Source organism: Dermatophilaceae bacterium Soc4.6, from assembly GCA_039889245.1.
GTDB lineage: Bacteria > Actinomycetota > Actinomycetes > Actinomycetales > Dermatophilaceae > Lapillicoccus.
Genome location: JAZGVH010000002.1, coordinates 2,968,125 through 2,988,324 on the forward strand (window position 1 = coordinate 2,968,125; position 20,200 = coordinate 2,988,324).

Annotated in this window: 18 protein-coding genes and 1 tRNA gene; 8 read left to right on the forward strand and 11 right to left on the reverse strand. The window is 71.3% G+C overall.

The genetic code is table 11. The features are described 5' to 3' along the window. The first annotated feature begins 315 nt into the window (after positions 1-315). The 4 genes from V3N99_13845 to V3N99_13860 all read left to right on the forward strand — a co-directional run bounded on the left by V3N99_13845 (position 316) and on the right by V3N99_13860 (position 4,154). On the forward strand, positions 316-534 hold the full coding sequence (locus V3N99_13845; protein ID MEO3937823.1) for a hypothetical protein: 219 nt from the start codon (positions 316-318) through the stop codon (positions 532-534). Positions 535-636: 102 nt separating this feature from the next. Further along, a complete protein-coding gene (gene tnpB, locus V3N99_13850; GenBank protein ID MEO3937824.1) occupies positions 637-2,094 on the forward strand; it encodes an IS607 family element RNA-guided endonuclease TnpB in 1,458 nt (485 codons plus the stop codon). A 297-nt stretch (positions 2,095-2,391) separates the two neighbouring features. Beyond that, complete coding sequence (locus tag V3N99_13855) at positions 2,392-3,984, forward strand: alpha/beta hydrolase (GenBank protein ID MEO3937825.1); 1,593 nt, start codon at positions 2,392-2,394, stop codon at positions 3,982-3,984. A 96-nt stretch (positions 3,985-4,080) separates the two neighbouring features. Beyond that, positions 4,081-4,154, forward strand: a tRNA-Thr gene (locus V3N99_13860). A gap of 123 nt (positions 4,155-4,277) precedes the next feature. Here the strand turns inward: V3N99_13860 and V3N99_13865 are convergent. The 3 genes from V3N99_13865 to V3N99_13875 are packed head-to-tail and all read right to left on the reverse strand — an operon-like array spanning position 4,278 to position 7,104. Further along, complete coding sequence (locus V3N99_13865; GenBank protein ID MEO3937826.1) at positions 4,278-5,345, reverse strand: site-specific integrase; 1,068 nt, start codon at positions 5,343-5,345, stop codon at positions 4,278-4,280. Next, a complete protein-coding gene (locus tag V3N99_13870; GenBank protein MEO3937827.1) occupies positions 5,342-5,551 on the reverse strand; it encodes a helix-turn-helix domain-containing protein in 210 nt (69 codons plus the stop codon). The genes V3N99_13865 and V3N99_13870 overlap by 4 nt, the downstream gene beginning before the upstream one ends. Continuing rightward, complete coding sequence (locus V3N99_13875) at positions 5,548-7,104, reverse strand: replication initiator (GenBank protein MEO3937828.1); 1,557 nt, start codon at positions 7,102-7,104, stop codon at positions 5,548-5,550. The genes V3N99_13870 and V3N99_13875 overlap by 4 nt, the downstream gene beginning before the upstream one ends. 426 nt (positions 7,105-7,530) lie before the next feature. On the opposite strand from V3N99_13875, the gene V3N99_13880 reads away from it, so the two are divergent. Then, positions 7,531-7,896, forward strand: coding sequence for a hypothetical protein (locus V3N99_13880; GenBank protein ID MEO3937829.1), 366 nt, complete (start codon positions 7,531-7,533; stop codon positions 7,894-7,896). 1,358 nt (positions 7,897-9,254) lie between these two features. On the opposite strand, the gene V3N99_13885 is transcribed toward V3N99_13880, so the two are convergent. From V3N99_13885 to V3N99_13895, 3 genes are all read right to left on the reverse strand, one after another. Beyond that, the gene (locus tag V3N99_13885) at positions 9,255-9,941 is read right to left on the reverse strand and encodes a zf-HC2 domain-containing protein (protein ID MEO3937830.1); all 687 of its coding nucleotides are present in this window, start codon (positions 9,939-9,941) and stop codon (positions 9,255-9,257) included. Further along, positions 9,938-10,498, reverse strand: coding sequence for a sigma-70 family RNA polymerase sigma factor (locus V3N99_13890; protein ID MEO3937831.1), 561 nt, complete (start codon positions 10,496-10,498; stop codon positions 9,938-9,940). Before V3N99_13890 ends, V3N99_13885 begins: the two co-directional genes overlap by 4 nt. A gap of 62 nt (positions 10,499-10,560) precedes the next feature. Then, positions 10,561-10,953 (reverse strand): plastocyanin/azurin family copper-binding protein, encoded by a 393-nt coding sequence (locus V3N99_13895; GenBank protein MEO3937832.1) that lies wholly within the window; start codon positions 10,951-10,953, stop codon positions 10,561-10,563. A 244-nt stretch (positions 10,954-11,197) separates the two neighbouring features. Between V3N99_13895 and V3N99_13900 the strand changes: the two genes are divergently transcribed. Continuing rightward, positions 11,198-11,716: a hypothetical protein gene (locus tag V3N99_13900; protein MEO3937833.1), complete on the forward strand. Its 519-nt coding sequence runs from the start codon at positions 11,198-11,200 to the stop codon at positions 11,714-11,716. 276 nt (positions 11,717-11,992) lie between these two features. Here V3N99_13900 and V3N99_13905 read toward each other — a convergent pair whose 3' ends face one another. Continuing rightward, complete coding sequence (locus V3N99_13905; protein MEO3937834.1) at positions 11,993-12,691, reverse strand: right-handed parallel beta-helix repeat-containing protein; 699 nt, start codon at positions 12,689-12,691, stop codon at positions 11,993-11,995. A gap of 104 nt (positions 12,692-12,795) precedes the next feature. Next, positions 12,796-14,397: a PucR family transcriptional regulator ligand-binding domain-containing protein gene (locus V3N99_13910; GenBank protein MEO3937835.1), complete on the reverse strand. Its 1,602-nt coding sequence runs from the start codon at positions 14,395-14,397 to the stop codon at positions 12,796-12,798. Positions 14,398-14,543: 146 nt separating this feature from the next. Here V3N99_13910 and V3N99_13915 point away from each other — a divergent pair, with 146 nt between their 5' ends. Both V3N99_13915 and V3N99_13920 read left to right on the forward strand, forming a co-directional pair. Continuing rightward, a complete protein-coding gene (locus V3N99_13915; GenBank protein MEO3937836.1) occupies positions 14,544-16,055 on the forward strand; it encodes a CoA-acylating methylmalonate-semialdehyde dehydrogenase in 1,512 nt (503 codons plus the stop codon). Beyond that, positions 16,048-17,409: an aspartate aminotransferase family protein gene (locus tag V3N99_13920; GenBank protein MEO3937837.1), complete on the forward strand. Its 1,362-nt coding sequence runs from the start codon at positions 16,048-16,050 to the stop codon at positions 17,407-17,409. The genes V3N99_13915 and V3N99_13920 overlap by 8 nt, the downstream gene beginning before the upstream one ends. A gap of 35 nt (positions 17,410-17,444) precedes the next feature. On the opposite strand, the gene V3N99_13925 is transcribed toward V3N99_13920, so the two are convergent. The 3 genes from V3N99_13925 to V3N99_13935 all read right to left on the reverse strand — a co-directional run bounded on the left by V3N99_13925 (position 17,445) and on the right by V3N99_13935 (position 20,006). Further along, positions 17,445-17,807 carry a cupin domain-containing protein gene (locus tag V3N99_13925; protein ID MEO3937838.1) on the reverse strand — a complete coding sequence of 121 codons (363 nt, stop codon included), beginning with the start codon at positions 17,805-17,807 and terminating at the stop codon, positions 17,445-17,447. After that, a complete protein-coding gene (locus tag V3N99_13930) occupies positions 17,804-19,246 on the reverse strand; it encodes an FAD-dependent oxidoreductase (protein ID MEO3937839.1) in 1,443 nt (480 codons plus the stop codon). Before V3N99_13930 ends, V3N99_13925 begins: the two co-directional genes overlap by 4 nt. 133 nt (positions 19,247-19,379) lie before the next feature. Further along, entirely contained in the window at positions 19,380-20,006 is a 627-nt protein-coding gene (locus V3N99_13935) for a uracil-DNA glycosylase (protein ID MEO3937840.1), read from the reverse strand. Between the last annotated feature and the right edge of the window lie 194 nt (positions 20,007-20,200).

Below are 20,200 nucleotides of genomic sequence, written 5' to 3' on the forward strand. Positions count from 1 at the left end.
GCAGCCGGTGTTCCGGCCCATCCGGCATGCGTGGCGGGTCGAGGTCGCCCACGGCCGTCTCGGTCGGGCCCGGCGGTTGGCGAAGTCGTTCGAGAACACCACGGTCTCGGCGACGGGCTGGTTGCAGGTCGCGTGCATCGCCACGACGCTGCAGCACCTGTCGCGGAACGCTGGCGGAAGGTCTTCTGCCCGCACCTCATCGGGTGCGATAGGCGGGAGGTCATGACGGTACGAGGACGAGGTCAGGTCCGGTCGGGTCCGGGTGGTTGCGACACAGGGCGGCCCGGTTGCGCGTGGATGGGAGATGCTGAGGTCATGACGGCCTGGTGGCAGCGGTGGCGTGCGCGGCGTGACGTGGCGCGTCGGCTGGCCGAACTCGGTGACTGCGACGTGTGCCGGCACCTGTGGAGTGAGCACCTCGGCACCGGCAACGATGTCGACGGGGTCTGCGGGGAGTGCGCCTACGAGATCGAGCACAGTCAGCGGGAGAGCGCCGCGCCCGCCTGTGCGCGACCCTGCCCACCCCTGTGCTGACTTCTGAGCACTCTCCCCGTAGCCGGGTGCCCCGCAGCCCGTCCACGTTTCGAGCTGGGCGTCGAGATGGGTGTCGAGGGGATGTCGGTGGTCGGCGGCAGCATGAGCCTCATGCCCCTGAAGGTCTCCCGGACGGCACCGGTGACGGCGCCCACGCCCGCTGCGCAGCACGATCCTGTCGTGGTCTCGCATGCCGGGGTGGCGTTGACCCGGGCGACGACGTTCCGGTTCACCCTGGACGTGACCGCGGCCCAGCACCAGCTGCTCCTGGCGCACGCGGGAGCCTCCCGGTTAGCGTTCAACCACCACCTAGCCCGGGTCAAGGCCAACCTCGACCAACGCGCCGCCGAGACCACCTATGGGGTCGCGCCGGCTGACCTGACTCCGCCGTTGTCGTGGTCGAAGGTGTCGTTCATCAACCACGTGAACGCGTGGAAGGACGGCCGCGCCCCCGACGCACCCGTGGGTGAGGACGGCGTTCGTGGCCTGCCCTGGCGGGCGGAGGTGTCGGCAGACGTGTTCGAGACCGCGTCGGTCCACGCCGCCCAGGCGTTGAAGAACTGGTCCGACTCCCGCCGCGGCCTGCGGGCAGGCAAGGCGGCAGGGTTCCCGCGGTTCAAGGCCAGGCACCGCACGACCCCCGCGTTCCGGCTGCGGGCGAAGTACACCGAAGGCTCCACCCCGTCGGTGCGCCCGGTTGGGCCGCGGGCGGTGCGGTTCCCCAAGCTCGGGCCGGTCCGGGTCCGGGAGACGACCCGGCAGCTGCGCCGTCTGCTCGACGGGGGTCGGTTCCACGTGTACGCGGCATCGTTCCGGTTCGAGCGGGGTCGGTGGGTCGTGTCCGTTACCGGGGTCGCCGCACCCTTCCACCATCAACGCCGCGCCAACAGCGCCACCGGCACCGACGCCACGGGGCGGCACCCGGTGCGGGTCGGGGTCGACCTCGGCATCAAGACCCTCGCCGTGGTCGCGGACGAGACCGGACGCCAGCTGCAGGCGTACCAGGGAGTGAAAGCGTTGCAGCACGCCCAGGCCCGTCTGAAGCTGGCCAACCAGTCCTACTCGAGAACCAAGAGAGACTCCGTCGGCCGGCGCAAGGCGGCACGACGCCTGGGCCGCGTCCACGCCCTGGTCGCCGCAGTCCGGAGCGCGCTACTCCACCAGATCAGCGGTGACCTCGCCCGCGGCTACACGGCCGTGGTCATCGAGGACCTCAACACGGCCGGGATGCTGACGAACCGGCGCCTGGCCCGGGTCGTCTCGGACGCGGCGTTCGGGGAGCTGCGCCGGCAGCTGGAGTACAAGACCGCCTGGTACGGCACGATCCTGGTCGTGGCGGACCGGTGGTTCCCCTCGAGCAAGACCTGCTCCGGCTGCGATGCACACAAGGCCGACCTGACCCTAGCCGAGCGCACCTACACCTGCCCGGCCTGCGGGCTGGTCCTCGACCGCGACCTCAACGCCGCCATCAACCTCGCCCGCTACACCCCACCACTATCGCCCCCACTCTCGTCATCTCCACCACCTTCGTCGTCTTCGCGTGCGACGCCAGCCGCCTGACACCACGTAGCGTGTCCGCGCCCGGATGGACCGGGCCGTAGAGCCGACCGCCACCTCGCACCACCAAGAGGCCCTGGGTCGGAACCGAGGCAAGACCCGCCACCAGGGTGCGGCGGGCGCTCGGACGGCAACCACCCACCACACCCCTCATGGGAGTGGTCAAGGGAAGCCGGTGAGTCCCGAAATAGGACACACCCAGTGAGGCCACCACAGGCGACACCTCGGGTCTCGGGGTACCGTGCTCGCACGACGTGCCGAGGGGTCGACGCCCCCCTGACCCAGGAGTTTTCTGCACCCATGACCCGTGGTCAGGCAGGTCGCGCCCGCGGGCGCTCCACACGCATACGCAGGGTCGGCCGACTGGCCGCAGGTGCTGTCGCGGCGGCCGTCGCCCTCAGCTCGTGCGCTGGTCTGCCCTTCGGGTCGCAGGGCGACCCGCCGGCCTCGACGGCGCCGGCCGCCGGCAGCCAGGAGCCGCCGGCGTCGAGCGCCGGGCTCAGGTCGTTCTACACGCAGCGACTGACCTGGGCGTCGTGCTCGGGCGGCGAGTGTGCATTCCTGACCGTGCCGATCGACTACGCGAAGCCTGACGCCGGCAGCATCCAGCTGGCCCTGCTGCGGGTGCCGGCCGGCAGCCCCTCGCAGCGCATCGGGTCGCTGGTGGTCAACCCGGGGGGGCCGGGTGGCTCGGGCGTCGACTACGCCAGGGACGCGAGCCGCATCGTCGGTGCCTCGGTGCGCGACCGCTTCGACGTCGTCGGTTTCGACCCGCGGGGGGTCGGCCGGTCGGCCCCGGTCGACTGCCTGGACGACGTCGGTCTCGACACCTTCCTGGCGACCGACCCCACGCCGGACACGAGTGCGGAGGAGCAGGCGCTGGTCGCGCAGGGCCGGGCGCTGGGCGCGGGGTGCGAGGCCAAGAACCCGCAGCTGCTGGCCCACGTCTCGACCGTCGACGTGGCCAAGGACCTCGACGTGCTCCGGGCCGCCCTCGGGGAGTCGAGGCTCAACTACCTGGGCAAGTCCTACGGCACCTTCATCGGCTCGACCTACGCCGACCTGTTCCCCCTCAAGGTCGGGCGCATGGTGCTCGACGGGGTGGTGGCGCCCGAGCTGACCTCGCAGCAGGTCAACCTCGGCCAGGCCGAGGGCTTCGAGCGCGCGACCCGGGCCTACGTGCAGGACTGCGTCCAGAGGCAGGGCTGCCCCGTCGGCACGACGGTCGACGACGGCATGCGCTGGCTCGCCGACTTCCTGGCGCGGGTCGACGCCCAGCCGGTGCCGGTGACCGACGACCAGCGGGTGACCAGTCTCGACGAGGGCTGGGCCTCGATCGCCCTGGCCGAGGCGATGTACGACCAGTCGTTCTGGGCGCCGCTGACCGAGGCCCTCAAGGCGGCGGTCAACGGCGACGGCAACCAGATGATGCGCATCGCCGACGCCTACGCCCGGCGCACCCCCGGGGGGCAGTACACCGGCAACCTGCTCGAGGTGCTGTATGCCGTGAACTGCGTCGACCGGCCCGAGACCGGTGACCTTGCCTTCTTCCGCGCCTCGGCCGCGGCCGCGGCGAAGGCTGCCCCGATCTTCGGCCGCAACATCGCCTGGAGCTCGGTCGTGTGCAGCCAGTGGCCGGTCAAGGGCACGGACCCGCCGCACACGGTCTCGGCCACGGGCTCGGGTCCGATCGTCGTGGTGGGCACCACGCGCGACCCCGCCACCCCGTACGAGTGGTCGGTGATGCTGCGCAAGGAGCTGTCCAACGCCGTGCTCATCTCCTACGACGGCGACGGCCACACGGCCTACAAGCGCTCGAACGCCTGCGTCGACGACCCCATCGACGCCTACTTCGTCGACGGGACCACGCCGCAGGACGGCCTGCGGTGCTGACCGGTGCCGACCGCGAGTCGGGCGTTTTCGCCGTCGGCAGGGATGTCCGTATAGTTGTGCCCGCGTGCACGGCGCCCTCGGGTGACGGTCGCGTCTGCCGCTTTAGCTCAGTTGGCCAGAGCGATTCACTCGTAATGAATAGGTCATCGGTTCGATTCCGATAAGCGGCTCAGCCACGAAGGCCCAGGTCAGCGCCATGCAGGCGCACCCGACCTGGGCCTTCGTCATGCTCGGGGAGTGCTCGCAGGCCGCATTCTGGCCGTACATGGGCCCGGCCTGAGCGGGCACGGTCGTCACACCGCACCCCCGATCCGGTCGAGCGCGGCAGCCACGGAGTCGAGCTCGTCGTCGTAGAGGTGCGCGTAGATGCGCGCCGTGGTCGTGATCGACTCGTGCCCCATGGCCTTCTGGATCCAGCGCAGGTCGGCCCCCGCCGCCCGGGCCAGGCTGCCGAAGGTTCGCCGCAGGTCGTGCGGGGTGACGTCGAGGTTCAGCTGCTCGACGGCCTCGTCGAACCCCGACCGGGTGCGCCAGTTGCGGTTACGCAGGTAGCCGCCTCCAGGGGAGGGGAACACCAGCGCGGTCCGGTCCCGGCCGGCCACCCGCTGCTCGAGCCGGGGCAGCAGCAGGCCGGGGATGGCGATGTGACGGTTCGACGCGGCGCTCTTGGGGGCTGCGACGTCGACCCGGCCCCCCACCTCGGTCGCCCGCTCGACGACGTGCACCCGCCGCCGCGTGAGGTCGACGTCGGCCACCCGCAGCGCCGCGACCTCCGACCACCGCAGTCCGAGGTAGGTCATGGCCATGACCAGGTCGCCGTCGGGCCCCAGCCGGGCCGTCAGGGCGTGGACCTGTGGCGCGGTCAGGAACCGCTCCCGGGCCGGCGGCCGGCGAGGTAGCCGGATGCCCCGCGCGACGTTGGCGGGCACCCGACGTGACCGCATGGCGTGGTCGAGCACGAGGCAGAGCACCCGGTGGGCGTAGCGCACGAGGTCCGGCCCGCAGTCGCGGCTCATCGTCGTCACCCACTCCCTGACGTCGGCGTTCTCGAGCTTGGCGACCGGCCACGCGCCGAAGGTCTTCGCGACGTGGCGCCAGGCGTTGCGGTAGCTGGCCTTCGTCGTCTCGCGCAGGTGGCCCATCCCGAGGCGCTCGTAGTCCAGCCACACCTCGGTCATCGTCACCTGCCCCCGGCGAGGGTCGACCCAGTCGCCGCGGTTGCGCTCGATCCGGACCTTGGCCTCGTAGGCCTCCGCTTCTCGCCGCAGCCGGAAGGACCGTGACCGCTCCCGCCCGTCCGGCCCGTAGTAGCGCACCCGCCACGAGACGCGGCCGGACTCCAGGGTCCGGCGCTCGATCACCGGACCGCCCCCGACGCCGCGGCCAGCCACGCCGCGACGGCCTCGGCCGTGAAGCGGCGGTGCTTGCCGACCTTGAACGACGGCGGCCCCTCGCCCCGCGCCGCCCAGTGCTGCACGGTCGAGACCGGGACGCTGAGGATCTCGGCCACCTCGGCCGAGCACAGCAGCGTGGGGAACGTGACCCTCTGCTCACTCTTCTCACTCATCTGACTGACCTCTTCTCGTGACGGATGCGGTCGTGCTGGTCGTGCTGGTCGTGCTTGGCGGCGGCTCGCTCCTGGGCTCGTTCACGGGCGCGGGCGGCCGCTGCTGTCGCCAGGGCCGTCTCGCCCTCGGTCGCCCACCCGCAGCCGGCGTACTGCCAGCTGCCGACGACGAGGGTGGTCTCCGCGGCGTCGTCCGCTAGGAGCTCGGCCTCGATCTGGTGCAGGTCGATGGGCGTGCCCGTCCGGTTGGCCTCGGCCAGCCTGATCTGGGCGCGGCGACGGGCTCGGCGCAGCTGCCCAAGGGTGACGGAGTAGCGGCGTGACTTCGTCGCGAAGTGCCCACGGAACGCCAGGGCATGCGCCCACTTGCGCAGCAGCCCGTACGGCGCCTCCTCGGGCGAACCCCGCCCGCGGGTTCGGCGCGCGAGCTCGAGCGCGGTGGCCTCGAGCCGTTGCAGGTGGGCGTTGCTGCGCTTCCCGCCCTCCATCGCCGACTTGGTCGCGTACTTAGCGAGGTATCCCGCTACCTGCTCCGCGGTCAGCGGCCGGGCGGGGTCGTCGGTGCGCCGCGACAGCCTCACCGGCCGGGTGTCAACCTGGGCGCCGAAGGCGAGGACGCGGGGGTGGTCGTCGCGGTGGACCGACGGCGCGTCGTACCGCACGCTGCGAGCCGACTCCTCGACGAGGGCCGCGAGCAAGCGGCTGCCGACCCGGGCGGGAGCCACCGCGAAGCCGCCGGCGTCCTGAGGGCCGTCGAGGCGGACGAGGCCGTGGAAGTGGACGGCGCCGCGGGTTTGATACTCCGCCACCTTGGCGTACTGCACGGTCGCGGCCTCACCCAGCCGCGCCGGGGTCACGCCGAGGGTGTGCGCGAGGTGGCGACGAAGACTGATCGTGAATCGGCGGAACAGTTCGGGCGCCCACCACTGCCACACGATTGCGGACTCGTAGTCGTAGCAGTCGGCGCACAGCGGCTGCCCGAGCCGCGGGTCGTCGTCCGGGTGCACCACCATGCAGCCAACCGGTCGCCCGTGGACGCAGCGGCCCTCCCGGTCGGTCCGTGGCCGGCAGCGACCGGTGTTGGCACGCTGCCCGTGGACCGGCCCGAAGGACGGGGCGGTGAGCGTGAAGAACACCAAAGGGTTCTCCCGAACCCGCTCCGGGACGCCCTTGCCGCCGACCACGCCCGAGCGGATGAGGTGAAAGGTGTCCGCCGCATAGAGTCGAGAGCAGGACTCGCACTCCTGGGCCCGACGGTTCCCGCACCGCACGAACGTCACCCCGGTCGGCTCGGCCGCAGAGGAGTAGGAACGGACGACCTCACCCGTGGCCCCGTCGACGACGTGTGATCCCCCGACGAGGCGTATCGGTTTGCGGCAGAACCCGACTCGCGAGGCCGCCTCAGACCAGGCGTCGAAGTCCGCGGACAGGAGGCGCCCGACGACCTGCTCCTGCGTAGGGGAGGCGAGATGGGATAGGTCGAAGGGCCAGCCCTCGTCCGCGGATGCCACGGGCAGGGCGGACCACACCTCGTTGCGGGTGGCCACACTCATGGCAGCAGCCCTGCCTTCCGAGGGTGTGCCGCGCTGACGATGCGACCCGATCAGCACGGCACACCCGGTAGGTGGGCGGTGACTTGCCACAGGGCACGCCGACGGCAGGGGTCGCTCATACGTCGGACGCCAGAGGAGTCATGGCCGCGGACGGAAGGTGCTCGGTGGGGGATGCCTGTGAGCGGCTGTCGCGTGTGTCGCTGACCGCGTGGTCAGAAGTGGGGAGCCGACCCCCTGGGATATCTACCCGTTCGTGTCTGGTCTGTCAGGCCGTAAAGTTGTCCGCGAGACTATCGTGGAGCCCGGTGCGGGGGCTGTCCACTGTTGCCTCCGAGAAGCACCCAAGATTTTCGAGGCCGCGGGACCATGCGTCGTCTGTGGAGCAAAGGGGACAGTCCTGTGGACGGTGATGCCTAGGCTGGGAGTGTGGCCAAAGTTGACGTGGAAGATGACAGCCTCCGGCGGTTCGTCGTCCGTCATTACCGATACGACCCGATCCGACACGAGCGTCGCCATGTCGTGGTCGCTGCGTTCGACAACGAGGCGGAGTTCCTTGCTCTGTTGGAGTCGATCCGTGATGACATCGAGCGGCGCCGCGCCGCAGGGGAGCCGGTGGGCCCCAATGAGCACCCTTCCGGGTCGGTCTACGAGCCTGGGGATCGTCGACGAGCGGCGACCGGTCACCTGATCCGCAAGATGATGGCTCATGGGGTGGACCCCAGACCCTGGATCGACCCGAACGACGTGCCTATGAATGTCGGGTTCCTCAGCGCGGACGGGGGTGGCGGCTGACGCTTGTGCCAGGTCCGGCGGTTCATTCAGCGATCTCTGCCCTGACGCGGTCCCGAGCCTAGTTCCCCGGCCCGTCTGCGAACGAATGCCGACATCGGCTACGACCAGATCGCCCCCCTACGTACTTCGGCGTGATACCCGGGGCGGTCCCTCTCCGGGCAGCGAGGCTCGCGCCGCTCGTGGCCCACGGTCGGCGCCGCGACGGCCCGGCACACTCAGTTCGTAGAGGGGGACGTTTTTCCGGTCTGCCCCAGAACAACGCGTGGGCAATGCTTGGCACTGGAGAGTCTTTGGGGCCCGCATCGCAGTACCTTGGAGGGTCTAGAAGGGACGGTTATGGGAAAGCGACTCAGATGCGTCTTAGGCATGCACACGTGGCAACGGAAGCTGACCGAGGACAACCAGCCGTATCGGGCGTGTGTGCACTGCGGCGCCGAAGACACAAGCGGTGAAGGGCGGCAAGGGGGCTTGCCAGAGATTGGCCCTTGACGTCAAAGGACGATCCGGGACGTGCCACCCTTCGCGTCGACCGTGGGCGTCGGTACCCGGAGAGCAAAGGAACCTCTGCCCGGCAACGTTGCCGCCTTGGTCGATCAGCTGCCCCGCGAGATGCATGGTCCGGCGTGAGTGCCCGTACTTGGCGCTGAAGGCGCATGGGGGTGGGGTCCATGTCTTCAGGACAGCTCTGCGGTGAGGACTTTCTTCACTGACTCAAGCGCGGCTCCGCCGCGAGGGCGGGGCCCCGCGACGGGGCCCCGCGCTCCGGGCGCTTCGCGCCCTGCGCGCACCCCACCTCGCGGCCCCGCCCCATGCAAGAAGCAGCGCCCCGATCAGATTCGGGACGCTGCCTCAGCTCGTGCTCCAGTCACCCTCTACTGCGCTGGCGAGGGCAGGGGTGAGGTCGTAGCTGGCTTCCACGAGCCCCAGCTCCTACCTCCCAGCCGGGTTGCCAGCAACGACCCGCGGGCGGACCCTCCGTACCGGCATCGCAGCCGGTCTCCTCCCAGCCGGCTGACCTCGAGGTCGGTGCGCAGACCCGCGTGGTCGCCGACCACGGAGGGCGTTCCAGGCCGCATTCTGGCCGCCCCGGCCGTAGATCGGCCCGCCGCAACTCGCCCTCCTTCGCGCGGTTCGTGCAGAGAACACCCCACCACTGCAACGATTTTCGGCCCCGCCGACGCTCGTAATGAATAGGTCATCGGTTCGATTCCGATAAGCGGCTCAGCCACGAAGGCCCAGGTCAGCGCCATGCAGGCGCGCGCGACCTGGGCCTTCGTCGTCGCCTGCGCACTAGGCAACATCCCGGCCGTCGGGTCTCGCCCCCAACGGCCGACAGCGCCGTCGTTCGACGCCGTGCCTCAGGTCCTGAGACGCAGGATCGTCTGGCCCTGCGCGGTCCGAATCTCGACGGCGGCGATGTCCGCCCGTGCTCGAGAGGTCGCACCCATGACCGTGATGTCACGGTTGGGCACTGCCGTCCAGGTGGCGACCTGCTGGCCGGCGCCGGACCGGTTGACCACGACCAGGGCGTAGACGGCGCCACTGGCCGGGTACCCCTGCGTGCTGCGGTAGTGGCAGGTGAGGTCTATCCGGGTGCCCCAGGCCATGTCGACCAGCCGCGACGTGGCAGTGACCGGCGAGGGGACCACGGAGGCCATCGCCAGGTCCGAGGTGCCTGTCTGGGACGAGGCTGCGACCACGGGTCGGGCGGGGGCGGTCGTCCGGATGGCTGCTACCGTGCCCGCGACGATCAGGCAGGCCGCCACCGCGGCCGCGGTCGCGAGGATCAGGAGTCGCCGTCGGCGTTCTCGCCCCACGGCGCGGGCCAGTGCCGGCAGGAGCGTGTCCGGCGGGGTCTCGGCCTGCGCCGTGAGCAGATCCACCGACACCTTGGACATCAGCCCGGGGAGGCCCGCCAGCTCGCTCACGGATCGGGCGCAGGCCGCACAGACCTCGAGGTGGCTCTCGAAGTCGCGTCGTTCCGTGGGTGAGAGCGCACCCAGGACGTAGGCGGCGTCGTACAGGACGAACTCGTCGGCGGTCATGGCCCCACCCCCATCTCCTCCAGGGCCAGACGCAGACCGCGCAGCGCATAGTGAGTGCGTGACTTGACGGTTCCCTGGGGGATGTCCAGCACGGTCGCCGCCTCGGCCACCGAGCACCCACGGTAGTAGCAGGCCAGGAGGACCAGCCGGTGGTCGTCGGACAGCCGGCTCAACGCGTCGGCGACGACCCACGACTGCAGCAGCTGGTCGGTCTCGTCGCCTGCCGGGGCGCGCTCAGGGGGCTCAGCCGTGCTCACCTCGAGGTGGGCGCGGTGGGTGCGCCACTCGTCGATGACCAGGTTGCGTGCGACGGTGAAGAGCCATGCTCGGGCCGAGCCCTGGCTCTGGTCGAGGATCTGGGGGTGGCGCCAAGCGCGCAGCAGCGTCTCCTGGACGACGTCCTGAGCCCGCGGACGGTCACCGTGGGTCAGACGCACGCAGTAGCCCCACAGGGCTGCCGCATGCTCGTCATGAAGCCCTCGCATGAGCTCCGCTTGGTTTCCGCTGGTCACAGGTCCTCCTGCCGAACAGACGCAGGTCAGGTGCAGATGGTTCACCTCCCCTACAGCGTGCACCCGTCGGCCGGAAGGTGTGGGCTTCCGCGGCGAGGCATGGCGGGTCAGCCGACCGTGATCGTCAGGTCCATGCCCTTGTCCTTGTGGCTGTCCACGGAGCACCACAGCTCATAGGACCCCTTCTGCAGGGAGACCGTGACCGAGCCCGACTGTCCGCCCTGCAGCGTCGCCGTGGCCATCTTGTCGACCCCGGGACCCTCGATGGTCAGGTTGTGCGGAAAGGCACCGTGGTTCTCGACCTTGAAGGTGTAGGTACCGATCGCGAAGCTCGTCGTGTCCAGGATGATCGAGAACTCCTTCTCGCTCACACCGACGCTGGTGCCGACGGGTGCAGTTGACGACGATGCCGTCGTTCCCGGTGGTGAGGGTGTGGGCGTCAAGCTGGTCGTGCTGGTCGTGCTGGTGCCTCCGCAGGCGCCCAGCAGGAGCACGACCATCGCCGCGAGGGTGACCCGCGCAGATGCGGGACGTGAGGGATTGACCACGGGAACCTCCGATATCGGGTACTTCCTCGTGAGACGAGCACGGAGGCGTCGAGGTTCAACGGACCGCGGGATCCCTCGGAAGCCTCAGGTCGAACGCGCTGCACACTGAACCGAATCCGGGGGAGCCTCGTGTCTTCATCCGTGACAGGAGCCGCAGCTCCTGGTCGCCCTCAACCTCTCGCCCTAGGAGCAGACCGTGCAGATCCCCCGTAGCAGCCGTGTTGTCTCGACCTCCGCCGCCGTCACGCTGGCCATCACCGCCTTCTCCGTCGCACCCGCACACGCCGACGGACAGGGCTCGCACCGCGACTCGCTCCTGGGTGCTCGTCTGGTCGGGAGCATGCCGGCGCCGGCGAGCCCGACGATCGGCCACATCACCCCCGGCGGCCTGCCCTGGGTCAACGGACCAAGTCGGGTGCGGGTGAGCGAGCACGGCCGGATCCAGGTCGACATCGTGGGCCTGGTCATTCCCCCACCGCTCGGGGCAGGGGTCAACCCCGTCGCGTCCGTGGTGGCGACGGTGGTGTGCGACCGGAAGGTCGCCGGCTCCAGCGCTCCCTTCGCCCTGAGCCCGGCCGGCAACGGGTCCACCAGCGGCATGGTCTCGGTCCCGCGCCAGTGCGACGACGCCGCCGTCCTCATCCAGCCCGCCGCGAACCTGGGCGTCTACATCGCCTCGACGGTCGGCAACGGTGAGGGAGGCGCCGACGAGTAGGACCCACTCTCCGGCGGCTCTTCTCATGGGCAGCGGCAGGGCCCCGGCGCAGTCGTGCTCCGGGGCCCTGGCCGACGGAGATCCGCCGCTCGCAGCGTCTACGGGCAAGTGGTTGCTGATCTTGTTGCCCACGATGGTGGTACCGGTGCTGGAGGCTCCGGTGAAGTCGGCGATCCGGATTCCGGTCGTGCCGCTCGCAGCTCCGCCCTTGACGACGTTGCTCGTGATCCGGAGGCTGCTGTTCCCGGGACTGGTGTTGTCGAGCACGGCCAGGCCCTACGAGTGGTTGGGGCTGCCCGCGAAGTTGATCGCCGTCTCGCGGTGGCCGGTGAAGCGGTTGTGGTCGATCGAGGTGTGGTTGGCGGGACCGCTGCTGATGAAGACCCCGGTGCCACCCTCGGCGGTGGTCCCCAGGCTGTTGTCGATGAAGGCGTTGCGCGAGATCGTGGCCGGGTGGGCACCGTCGGGTTTCTGCATGGTGATCCCGAGCTGGTTGTCGCGGATCACGTTGTTGACGACCGTCAGGCCGCTGCTGCCCCGGAACTCCTCGATCGTGTCGGCCCCTGCGGCGTCGCCACCTGCCCCCGGGATGGTGAAGCCGTTGATGGTCACGTCATCGGCGGCCGAGGCGATGATGAAGCCGCCCCCGGCGGAGACCACGACAGACTCCTTGGCCAGCGCTCCTCGGCCGGTCCGTCCGTCCACGCCGGCCCTGGCGCCGGTGAAGGTCAGCGACTTGTCGCCCATCACCGTCTCGGGGTAGAGGCCCGCGCAGACGGCCACCGTGTCACCGGGAGCCGCGGCGGCGACCGCGGCTCCGATCGTGCTGAACGCCGCGCCGGCCCACTGCCCGTTGTTGTCGTCGACGACGAGGGTGCTGCCGCCGGCGAAGGCAGGAGCCGGGACGACAGCCAGGACGAGCACAACCCCCACGGCGGCCAGGACGCCCTTGAACGCTCGGGTAGCTGCCTTCATCGAATGCTCCCACCGCTGATCTGACGTGGCCGGCAGCGCCGACACCGTTGATCTGCCTAGTCAACGGCGAACTCACGAGGGAGCCGCGGGTGCCGGCCGCCCGGTCACGGCGGCCGGCGTCGGGCCAGCTCGTCGGCGATGAGGGCGACGTGCAGCGAGGTCCTTAGGTCGGCGTCGTCGAGGCGCAGACCCAGGACCTCCTCCACCCGGCGCAGCCGGGCGTAGAAGGCGGGGCGCGACAGGTGCAGGCTGTCGGCGGCCGCCGACTTGGCGGTGGGGTGGCGCAGCAGGGCGCGGAGCACGTCGAGCAGGTCGGTGCCGTGCTCGGCGTCGTGGGCCCGCAGCGGGTCGAGCTCACGGTCGACGAACAGGCGCAGCCGGTCGTCGTCGCCGAAGAGGGTGAGCAGGCCACGCAGGTGCACGTCGTCGAGCCGGTGGACGGGGTGGGTGGGAGCGCCCTCGGGCACGGCGTCGACGACCTGCTGTGCCTCGAGGAGGGTCCGGGGGATGTCGTCGCGCGTGGGGGCCGTCCGGCCGACCCCGATCACCACCTCGTGCTGGCGGGCGAGGTGCCCGGCGAGGCCGTCGACGACCGTCGCCTCGCTCGCACCGACGGAGACCGAGAGCAGCACACGGACGTCGTGGTCGGTCTCGGCCACCAGGGCGGGCACCCTCTGCTGGGACGCGCCGGACACCACGGCGGCGACCAGCTCCTCGCTCGCGGACCGACCGGCTGCCGACGTGGCCTCCTGGACGGTCCGGGCGCGGACGACGAGACCCACGAACCGACGGCGGTGGACGGGGAAGCCGGCGAGCTCGCACCGCTGGTGGAGGCTCGCAGAACCGGGGTCGGACTGGAGCGCAACCAGCAGCTCGTGGTGGGTGCGGCGGGTCAGGTTGTCCCGGTCGCGGGCGTGCAGCCGGTGCTGGGCCAGGGCCGCGGCGGCTCGCTCGGCCACCGCGACGAGCGGGGGGGTCGCCGGGGCGGGGGCCTCGATCACCAGGCGTCCCCAGGACCGTCCCGGCGGTCCGAGCCTCGTCACGAGCCAGCCGTTCGCCTCGTCCCACGACGTGCGGTTGGGTGAGCGCACCCGAGCCGATCTCGACGGCCAGTCGTCGAGGAACCCGGACAGGTCCCCGGGGCCAGCCACGTAGTCGAGCACCCGACCCTGGTCGTTCTCGAGGACGACGGCAGCCCCGCCGAGCCGTTGGACCGTCTCGAGCACCTCGCGCGGGCCGGCCTGCGTGAAGCTGAGCTCGGTGAAGGTCTCGTGGACGCGCTCGACGTCGCGCAGCAGCGTGAGCTGCTCGTCGACGATGCGCTCGCCCACGGCCTGCGTGATCGCCGCGAACCTCGACTCGTGCCGCAGGGCGACGAGGGGCAGGGAGAGCTCCTCGCACGCGCTGACGAGCCGCTGCGGCAACCTCGTGCGCCACCGCCGTCCCAGCTCGATCATCAGACCCGCCGCGTCGGCCTCGGCCAGGCTGGCGGCGAAGTCGGTCAGCGCGCGCTCGTCGTCCTGCAGCCCCACTCCCGTGCTGAGCACGAGGTCTCCCGCCCGCAGGAGCGGGCCGATGTCATCGAGCTCCGTGGCGTGCACCCACCGTATGCGGCGACCCAGCTGCGCCTTCCCGGCGAGCACGACGGGGCCCGCGGCCCGGATCACCGGGATGGCGAGCGCCGCGGCGACCGTCAGGACGGGCACGGGCACGTGCCTGCGGGTGTCGGAGGGTGACAGTGTGTCGGCTCCATACGCAGGATCGTACAGTTCGACGGCCGCACGAGGGCGGGCCCCATCCCCACACTGGAACCCGGCAGGCGGACCCCTGCGCGACCTTCAGGGAGAGAACCATGAGCACACCGATCGTCCACTGGGCCGCTGGAGCCCCCTTCGTCGGGGCCTGCGGCCGTACCGCCGAGGTCACCAACCCGGCGACCGGCGCGGTCACGGGGTTGGTGGCGCTGGCCGACGAGGCCGACGCCGCGCACGTCATCGCCGCGGCGGCGAAAGCGGCACCGGCCTGGGCCGAGACGTCCCTGGCCCGCCGGACCACGGTGCTCTTCGCCTTCCGCGAGCTGCTCAACGCCCGCAGCGACGAGCTCGCGCAGATCATCACCGCCGAGCACGGCAAGGTGCTGTCGGACGCGCTGGGGGAGATCGCGCGCGGGCAGGAGGTGGTGGAGTTCGCCTGCGGGATCGCCCACCTGCTCAAGGGCGGTCACTCCGCGCAGGCGTCGACCGGGGTCGACGTGCACTCCCGGCGGGCACCGCTGGGTGTGGTCGCCGTGATCTCGCCCTTCAACTTCCCGGCCATGGTGCCGATGTGGTTCTTCCCGCTGGCGATCGCCGCCGGCAACACGGTGGTGCTCAAGCCCAGCGAGAAGGACCCGTCGACCGCGGTGTGGCTGGCCCGGCTGTGGAGCGAGGCCGGTCTGCCGGACGGGGTCTTCAACGTGCTCCAGGGCGACAAGGTCGCGGTCGACGCGCTGCTGACCAGCCCGCAGGTGGAGGCGGTCAGCTTCGTCGGGTCGACCCCGGTCGCGGAGTACGTCTACGAGCAGGCGACCCGGCACGGGAAGCGGGTCCAGGCGCTCGGGGGCGCGAAGAACCACATGATCGTGCTGCCGGACGCCGACCTCGACCTGGCCGCTGACGCCGCCGTCAGTGCGGGCTACGGCAGTGCGGGGGAGCGGTGCATGGCGATCAGCGTGCTCGTCGCCGTCGACCCGGTGGGCGACGACCTGGTCGCCCGCATCGCTCAGCGCACCCGCACCCTGCGGATCGGCGACGGCGCCGCCGGGCCGACGGTATCCGACATGGGCCCCCTGGTCACCCGGGCGCACCGGGACCGGGTTGCGGGCCTCGTCGCCTCCGGGGAGGAGGCCGGCGCCACGGTGGTCGTCGACGGGCGCGACGTCGCCGCCCACGGCGCGGCCGACGGGTTCTGGCTCGGGCCCACGCTCTTCGACCACGTGACGCCCGAGATGGAGGTCTACCGCGAGGAGATCTTCGGCCCGGTGCTGTGCGTGGTGCGCGTCGCGTCCTACGACGAGGCGCTCGCCCTGGTGAACGCCAACGACTACGGCAACGGCACCGCGATCTTCACCAACGACGGAGGTGCCGCCCGCCGCTTCGAGGCCGACGTCAAGGTCGGGATGATCGGGGTGAACGTGCCGGTCCCGGTGCCGGTGGCCTACTACTCGTTCGGCGGCTGGAAGCGCTCGCTCTTCGGCGACACCCATGCGCACGGCACCGAGGGTGTGCACTTCTTCACCCGCGGCAAGGTGGTCACCAGCCGCTGGGTCGACCCGTCCAACCGGCCCGCCGGCGGCCTCGAGCTCGGATTCCCCCGCAATGTCTGACGCGATGCCCGACCTGTCCGCGAGCGCCGCGACTGCCGCGAGCGACCGCGCCTACGACCTCGACCGGCGCCACGTGTTCCACTCCTGGTCGGCGCAGGCCTCGCTCGACCCGATGGTGGTCACCCGGGCGGAGGGCTCCTACGTCTGGGACCGGCACGGCAACCGGCTGCTCGACTTCACCTCGCAGCTGGTCTTCACCAACCTCGGCCACCAGCACCCGCGCGTGGTCGCAGCGATCCAGGCCCAGGCCGCCCTGCTCTGCACGGTCGCTCCGTCGCACGCGAACGCCGCCCGCTCCGAGGCCGCCCGGCTGATCGCGTCGCACACCCCCGGTGACCTCGACCGGATCTTCTTCACCAACGGCGGCGCCGACGCCAACGAGCACGCGATCCGGATGGCCCGGCTGCACACCGGACGGCACAAGGTGCTCTCGACCTACCGCTCCTACCACGGGGGCACCCACCTCGCCGTCAACGTCACGGGAGACCCGCGGCGCTGGCCCAACGACAACGGCTCCTCCGGCACCGTGCACTTCTTCGGCCCGTTCCTCTACCGGAGCGCCTTCTCGGCGACCACGCCCGAGGAGGAGGGCCAGCGGGCACTCGCCCACCTCGAGCAGGTGATCGTGATGGAGGGCGCCGCGACGATCGCCGCCGTGATGCTCGAGTCCATCCCCGGCACCGCCGGCATCATGGTGCCGCCGCCGGGCTACCTGACCGGAGTCCGCGAGCTGTGCGACCGCTACGGCATCGTGCTGATCGCCGACGAGGTGATGTCGGGCTTCGGGAGGGCTGGTCGCTGGTTCGCGATCGAGATCGACGACGTCGTGCCGGACCTGCTGACCTTCGCCAAGGGGGTCAACTCGGGCTACGTCCCCCTGGGTGGTGTGGCGATCAGCGAGGCGATCGCGGCCACCTTCGCCGACCGCGCCTACCCCGGCGGGCTCACCTACTCGGGCCACCCCCTGGCCTGCGCTGCGGCCGTCGCGACCATCGAGACGATGGAGGACGACCACGTCGTCGAGCACGCAGCCCAGCTCGGCACCGACGTCATCGGACCCGGTCTGCGCGAGCTGGCCGCGAAGCACGACTGGGTCGGGGAGGTGCGCGGCACCGGCGCCTTCTGGGCGATCGAGCTGGTCACCGACCGCGAGAGCCGCGAGCCCCTGGCCCCGTACGGCGCCAGCAGCCCAGCCATGTCGGCCATCCTCTCGGCCTGCCAGCGACGCGGGCTGCTGCCCTTCGCCAACTACAACCGGATCCACGTCGTCCCGCCCCTGACCACGACGGCGCAGCAGGTGCGCGACGGCCTGGCGATCCTCGACGAGGCTCTCAGCGAGGCGAGCTCCGGGTAGGCGGGATCGGTCGTCGGGCGCCTCGGCGCCGGCGGTCAGGCCGGCGCGGCCACGTAGAGCTTGCGCAGCGTCGACCGGATCTGCCAGGTGGTGCGGTCACCGGCCTTGAGCAGCACGACCACACCGGGGGCCAGCTCGAGCGACGAGCTGCCGCCCTCGGTGTGCAGGGTCAGGGTCGCGTCGCCCGAGACCACGACGAAGACCTCGTCGACCTCGACGTCGACGACGGTGCCCTCGGTGATCTCCCACAGCCCCACGTGGGTCTCACCGAGGCTCACGAGCGTCGTGTCGCCGGTGCGGGGCGTGCCGGCCCGCACGCTCTCGGGGGCGAGGGGGGACGGCTCGAGGTGGGCGGTGAGGACGTCGGCGGCGAGCAGGCGCGGGTGGGGTGAGGTCATGAGTCGAACCCGAGGCCGAGGCGGTCGAGGACCCGCAGGAACGAGTTGCGTTGCCCCTGCTGGTGATCGGCCCGGTCGAGCGACCACTTGGTGAGCGCGATGCCGACTCCGGCCAGCGGCTCCGGCGGGAAGGGCAGGGGCAGCTTGCGCACCATCTCGAGTCGCGTGCGCGGGGTGTCCTGGTCAGTGAGCCGGTCGACCATCACCTGGGCGGCGAAGCGGGTCGCTCCCACGCCGAGACCGGTGAACCCGGCGGCGTAGGCCACCCGGCCGCGACGGGCCGAGCCGTGGAACGCGGCGAATCGGGTGCAGGTGTCGATCGGGCCCGACCAGCGGTGGCTGAACCGCACCCCCTCGAGCTGCGGGAAGGTCGTGAGGAAGTGCGAGGCCAGACGCTCGTAGCTGGCGGGCCGCTCCTCGTGCGAGGCGCGGAGACGCCCACCGCGGGGGTAGACCGCGTCGTAGCCGCCGTAGAGGACCCGGTTGTCCGCGGTCAGGCGCGCGTAGTGGAACTGGTTCGCGAGGTCGGTCAGGCCCTGCCGGTGGTGCCAGCCGATCGCAGCCATCTGCTCGGTGCTGAGCGGGTCAGTCATCAGCACGTAGTCGTAGACGGGCACCGTGAGGGGCCGTGCGCGGCGCAGGAGTGGGCGAAAGACGTTGGTGGCCAGCGCGACTCGCTTGGCCCGCACGGTTGCCCGCGCCGTCCGCACCGTCTGCACCTGCTGCCCCGCCAGCCCGGCGGCCCCGTCCAACGCCTCGACCGCAGAGTGCTCGTGGATCTCGACACCGAGCTCGGCGGCGGCCCTGGCCAGCCCGGCCGCGAGACGCCCGGGGTGCACGAGCACGCAACCCTCACGCTCCCAGGCACCCGCGAGGAAGATCGGTGAGTCGATCTCGGCCCGGACCGCCGTCGCATCGAGATGGGTCGACGGGTCGGCGGAGACCCAGGGCACCTGGTGCTCCTCGACGGCCACGGACAAGGACCCGGTGCGCTCGAGCTGGCAGTCGATGCCGAGCGCGGCGACGTCGGCCTCGAGCCCGGCGAGGTTCTCCTCGCCGAGCCGGGCCAGCTCGTCGTACTCGCCTGGCCAGCGGCTGCGGCCGTTCTCCTCGCCGTGGGTCAGGCTGGCCTCGCAGAAGCCGCCGTTGCGTCCGGAGGCCGCCCAGCCGATGGTCTGGGCCTCCAGCAGCACCACGCGCAGGCTCGGGTCGCGTCGCTTCGCGATGATGGCCGTCCACAGGCCGCAGTAGCCGCCGCCGACGACGACGAGATCGGCCACCGTGTCGGCGGTCAACGCCGGGTAGTCGGTCGTCGCTGCGTCGCGCTCCTGGTCCTCGAGCCAGAACACCGCAGACCGGGTCGTGCGCAACGACTCCTGCACCAGACCAGGTGCCGGTCGGCGGCGCTCGTAGACGGTGGGCTGCAGGCGTCCGGGCACCCGATCATCATGGCCCCTGCCGAGCGCTGCGTCTCGAGCAGTTCGTCAGCTCACCGTCCCGACGCCGACACTGTGTCGGGCCCTGGGCGGAGCCGACCCGCGGGGGAGGGGGACCAACGGGACGAGGCGCCGGTCAGCGGGAGCGGAGGCAGGTAGCCACGACGTGCAGGTCGCGCACCAGCGCGGCATACTCGACGTCCTGGTGTCGGGAGCGGTGGACGGTCGTCGGGCGGGCGGTGACCACCACGACGGGCGACGGTGACAGGCGCAGGTGCTCGGGCGCGCTCAGCCGCCGACCGCGGTGCTTGCGCAGACCGATGCCCGGTCCGAGCACGGCCCGGGTCACCGTCCGACCGAGCAGCACCACGACCTGCGGGCGCACGATCCGCAGCTCGGCGTCGAGATGGGGGCGACAGCTCGCCACCTGCTCGGGCAGGGGCGCCACGTGACGTGCCGTGGGGTCGTCGCCGTCGAAGCGGCTGTGCTTGACGAGGTTGGTGAAGAACACGGCGTCCGGGTCGATGCCGGCATCGGCGAGAGCCCGCCTCATCAGCATCCCCGCTCGTCCGGTGAAGGGACGACCCTCGCGATTCTCCGTGCGCAGCGGCTGCTCGCCGACCACCATGACGCCCGCCCGTCCGGGGCCCTGGCCCATCACGAGGTGCGTCGCCGTGAGGTGCAGCTCGCACTCGCGACAGTCCAGCGCCTCGGCCCTCAGTGCCGGGAGGTCGGCGGCGCGGCGCACACCGTCTTCGCCCATGCCGGCTTCCCCCTCGTCGACGACACGGCGAACCCGCGGGTGTCGAGGGAGTCATGGTGTCACGAGGGTGGGGGGCCGACGAACCCGGAGCGGACCGCTGCCGCGGGCGATCGCCATGGACGGGCACGACGAGAGGGCCCCGACCGCTGGCGGCGGTCGAGGCCCTCTCGTCATGGCGGCGGGTGCGTCCCGGG

Bases quoted from the DNA above. Each gene is read 5' to 3' on its own strand.
- V3N99_13885 (MEO3937830.1), bottom strand. From the start codon at position 9,941: ATGACCGCCGACGAGTTCGTCCTGTACGACGCCGCCTACGTCCTGGGT.
- V3N99_13895 (MEO3937832.1), bottom strand. From the start codon at position 10,953: ATGGTCGTGCTCCTGCTGGGCGCCTGCGGAGGCACCAGCACGACCAGC.
- V3N99_13915 (MEO3937836.1), top strand. From the start codon at position 14,544: ATGAGCACACCGATCGTCCACTGGGCCGCTGGAGCCCCCTTCGTCGGG.
- V3N99_13875 (MEO3937828.1), bottom strand. From the start codon at position 7,104: ATGAGTGTGGCCACCCGCAACGAGGTGTGGTCCGCCCTGCCCGTGGCA.
- V3N99_13905 (MEO3937834.1), bottom strand. From the start codon at position 12,691: ATGAAGGCAGCTACCCGAGCGTTCAAGGGCGTCCTGGCCGCCGTGGGG.
- V3N99_13855 (MEO3937825.1), top strand. From the start codon at position 2,392: ATGACCCGTGGTCAGGCAGGTCGCGCCCGCGGGCGCTCCACACGCATA.
- V3N99_13925 (MEO3937838.1), bottom strand. From the start codon at position 17,807: ATGACCTCACCCCACCCGCGCCTGCTCGCCGCCGACGTCCTCACCGCC.
- V3N99_13920 (MEO3937837.1), top strand. From the start codon at position 16,048: ATGTCTGACGCGATGCCCGACCTGTCCGCGAGCGCCGCGACTGCCGCG.
- V3N99_13935 (MEO3937840.1), bottom strand. From the start codon at position 20,006: ATGGGCGAAGACGGTGTGCGCCGCGCCGCCGACCTCCCGGCACTGAGG.
- V3N99_13845 (MEO3937823.1), top strand. From the start codon at position 316: ATGACGGCCTGGTGGCAGCGGTGGCGTGCGCGGCGTGACGTGGCGCGT.
- tnpB (MEO3937824.1), top strand. From the start codon at position 637: ATGAGCCTCATGCCCCTGAAGGTCTCCCGGACGGCACCGGTGACGGCG.
- V3N99_13870 (MEO3937827.1), bottom strand. From the start codon at position 5,551: ATGAGTGAGAAGAGTGAGCAGAGGGTCACGTTCCCCACGCTGCTGTGC.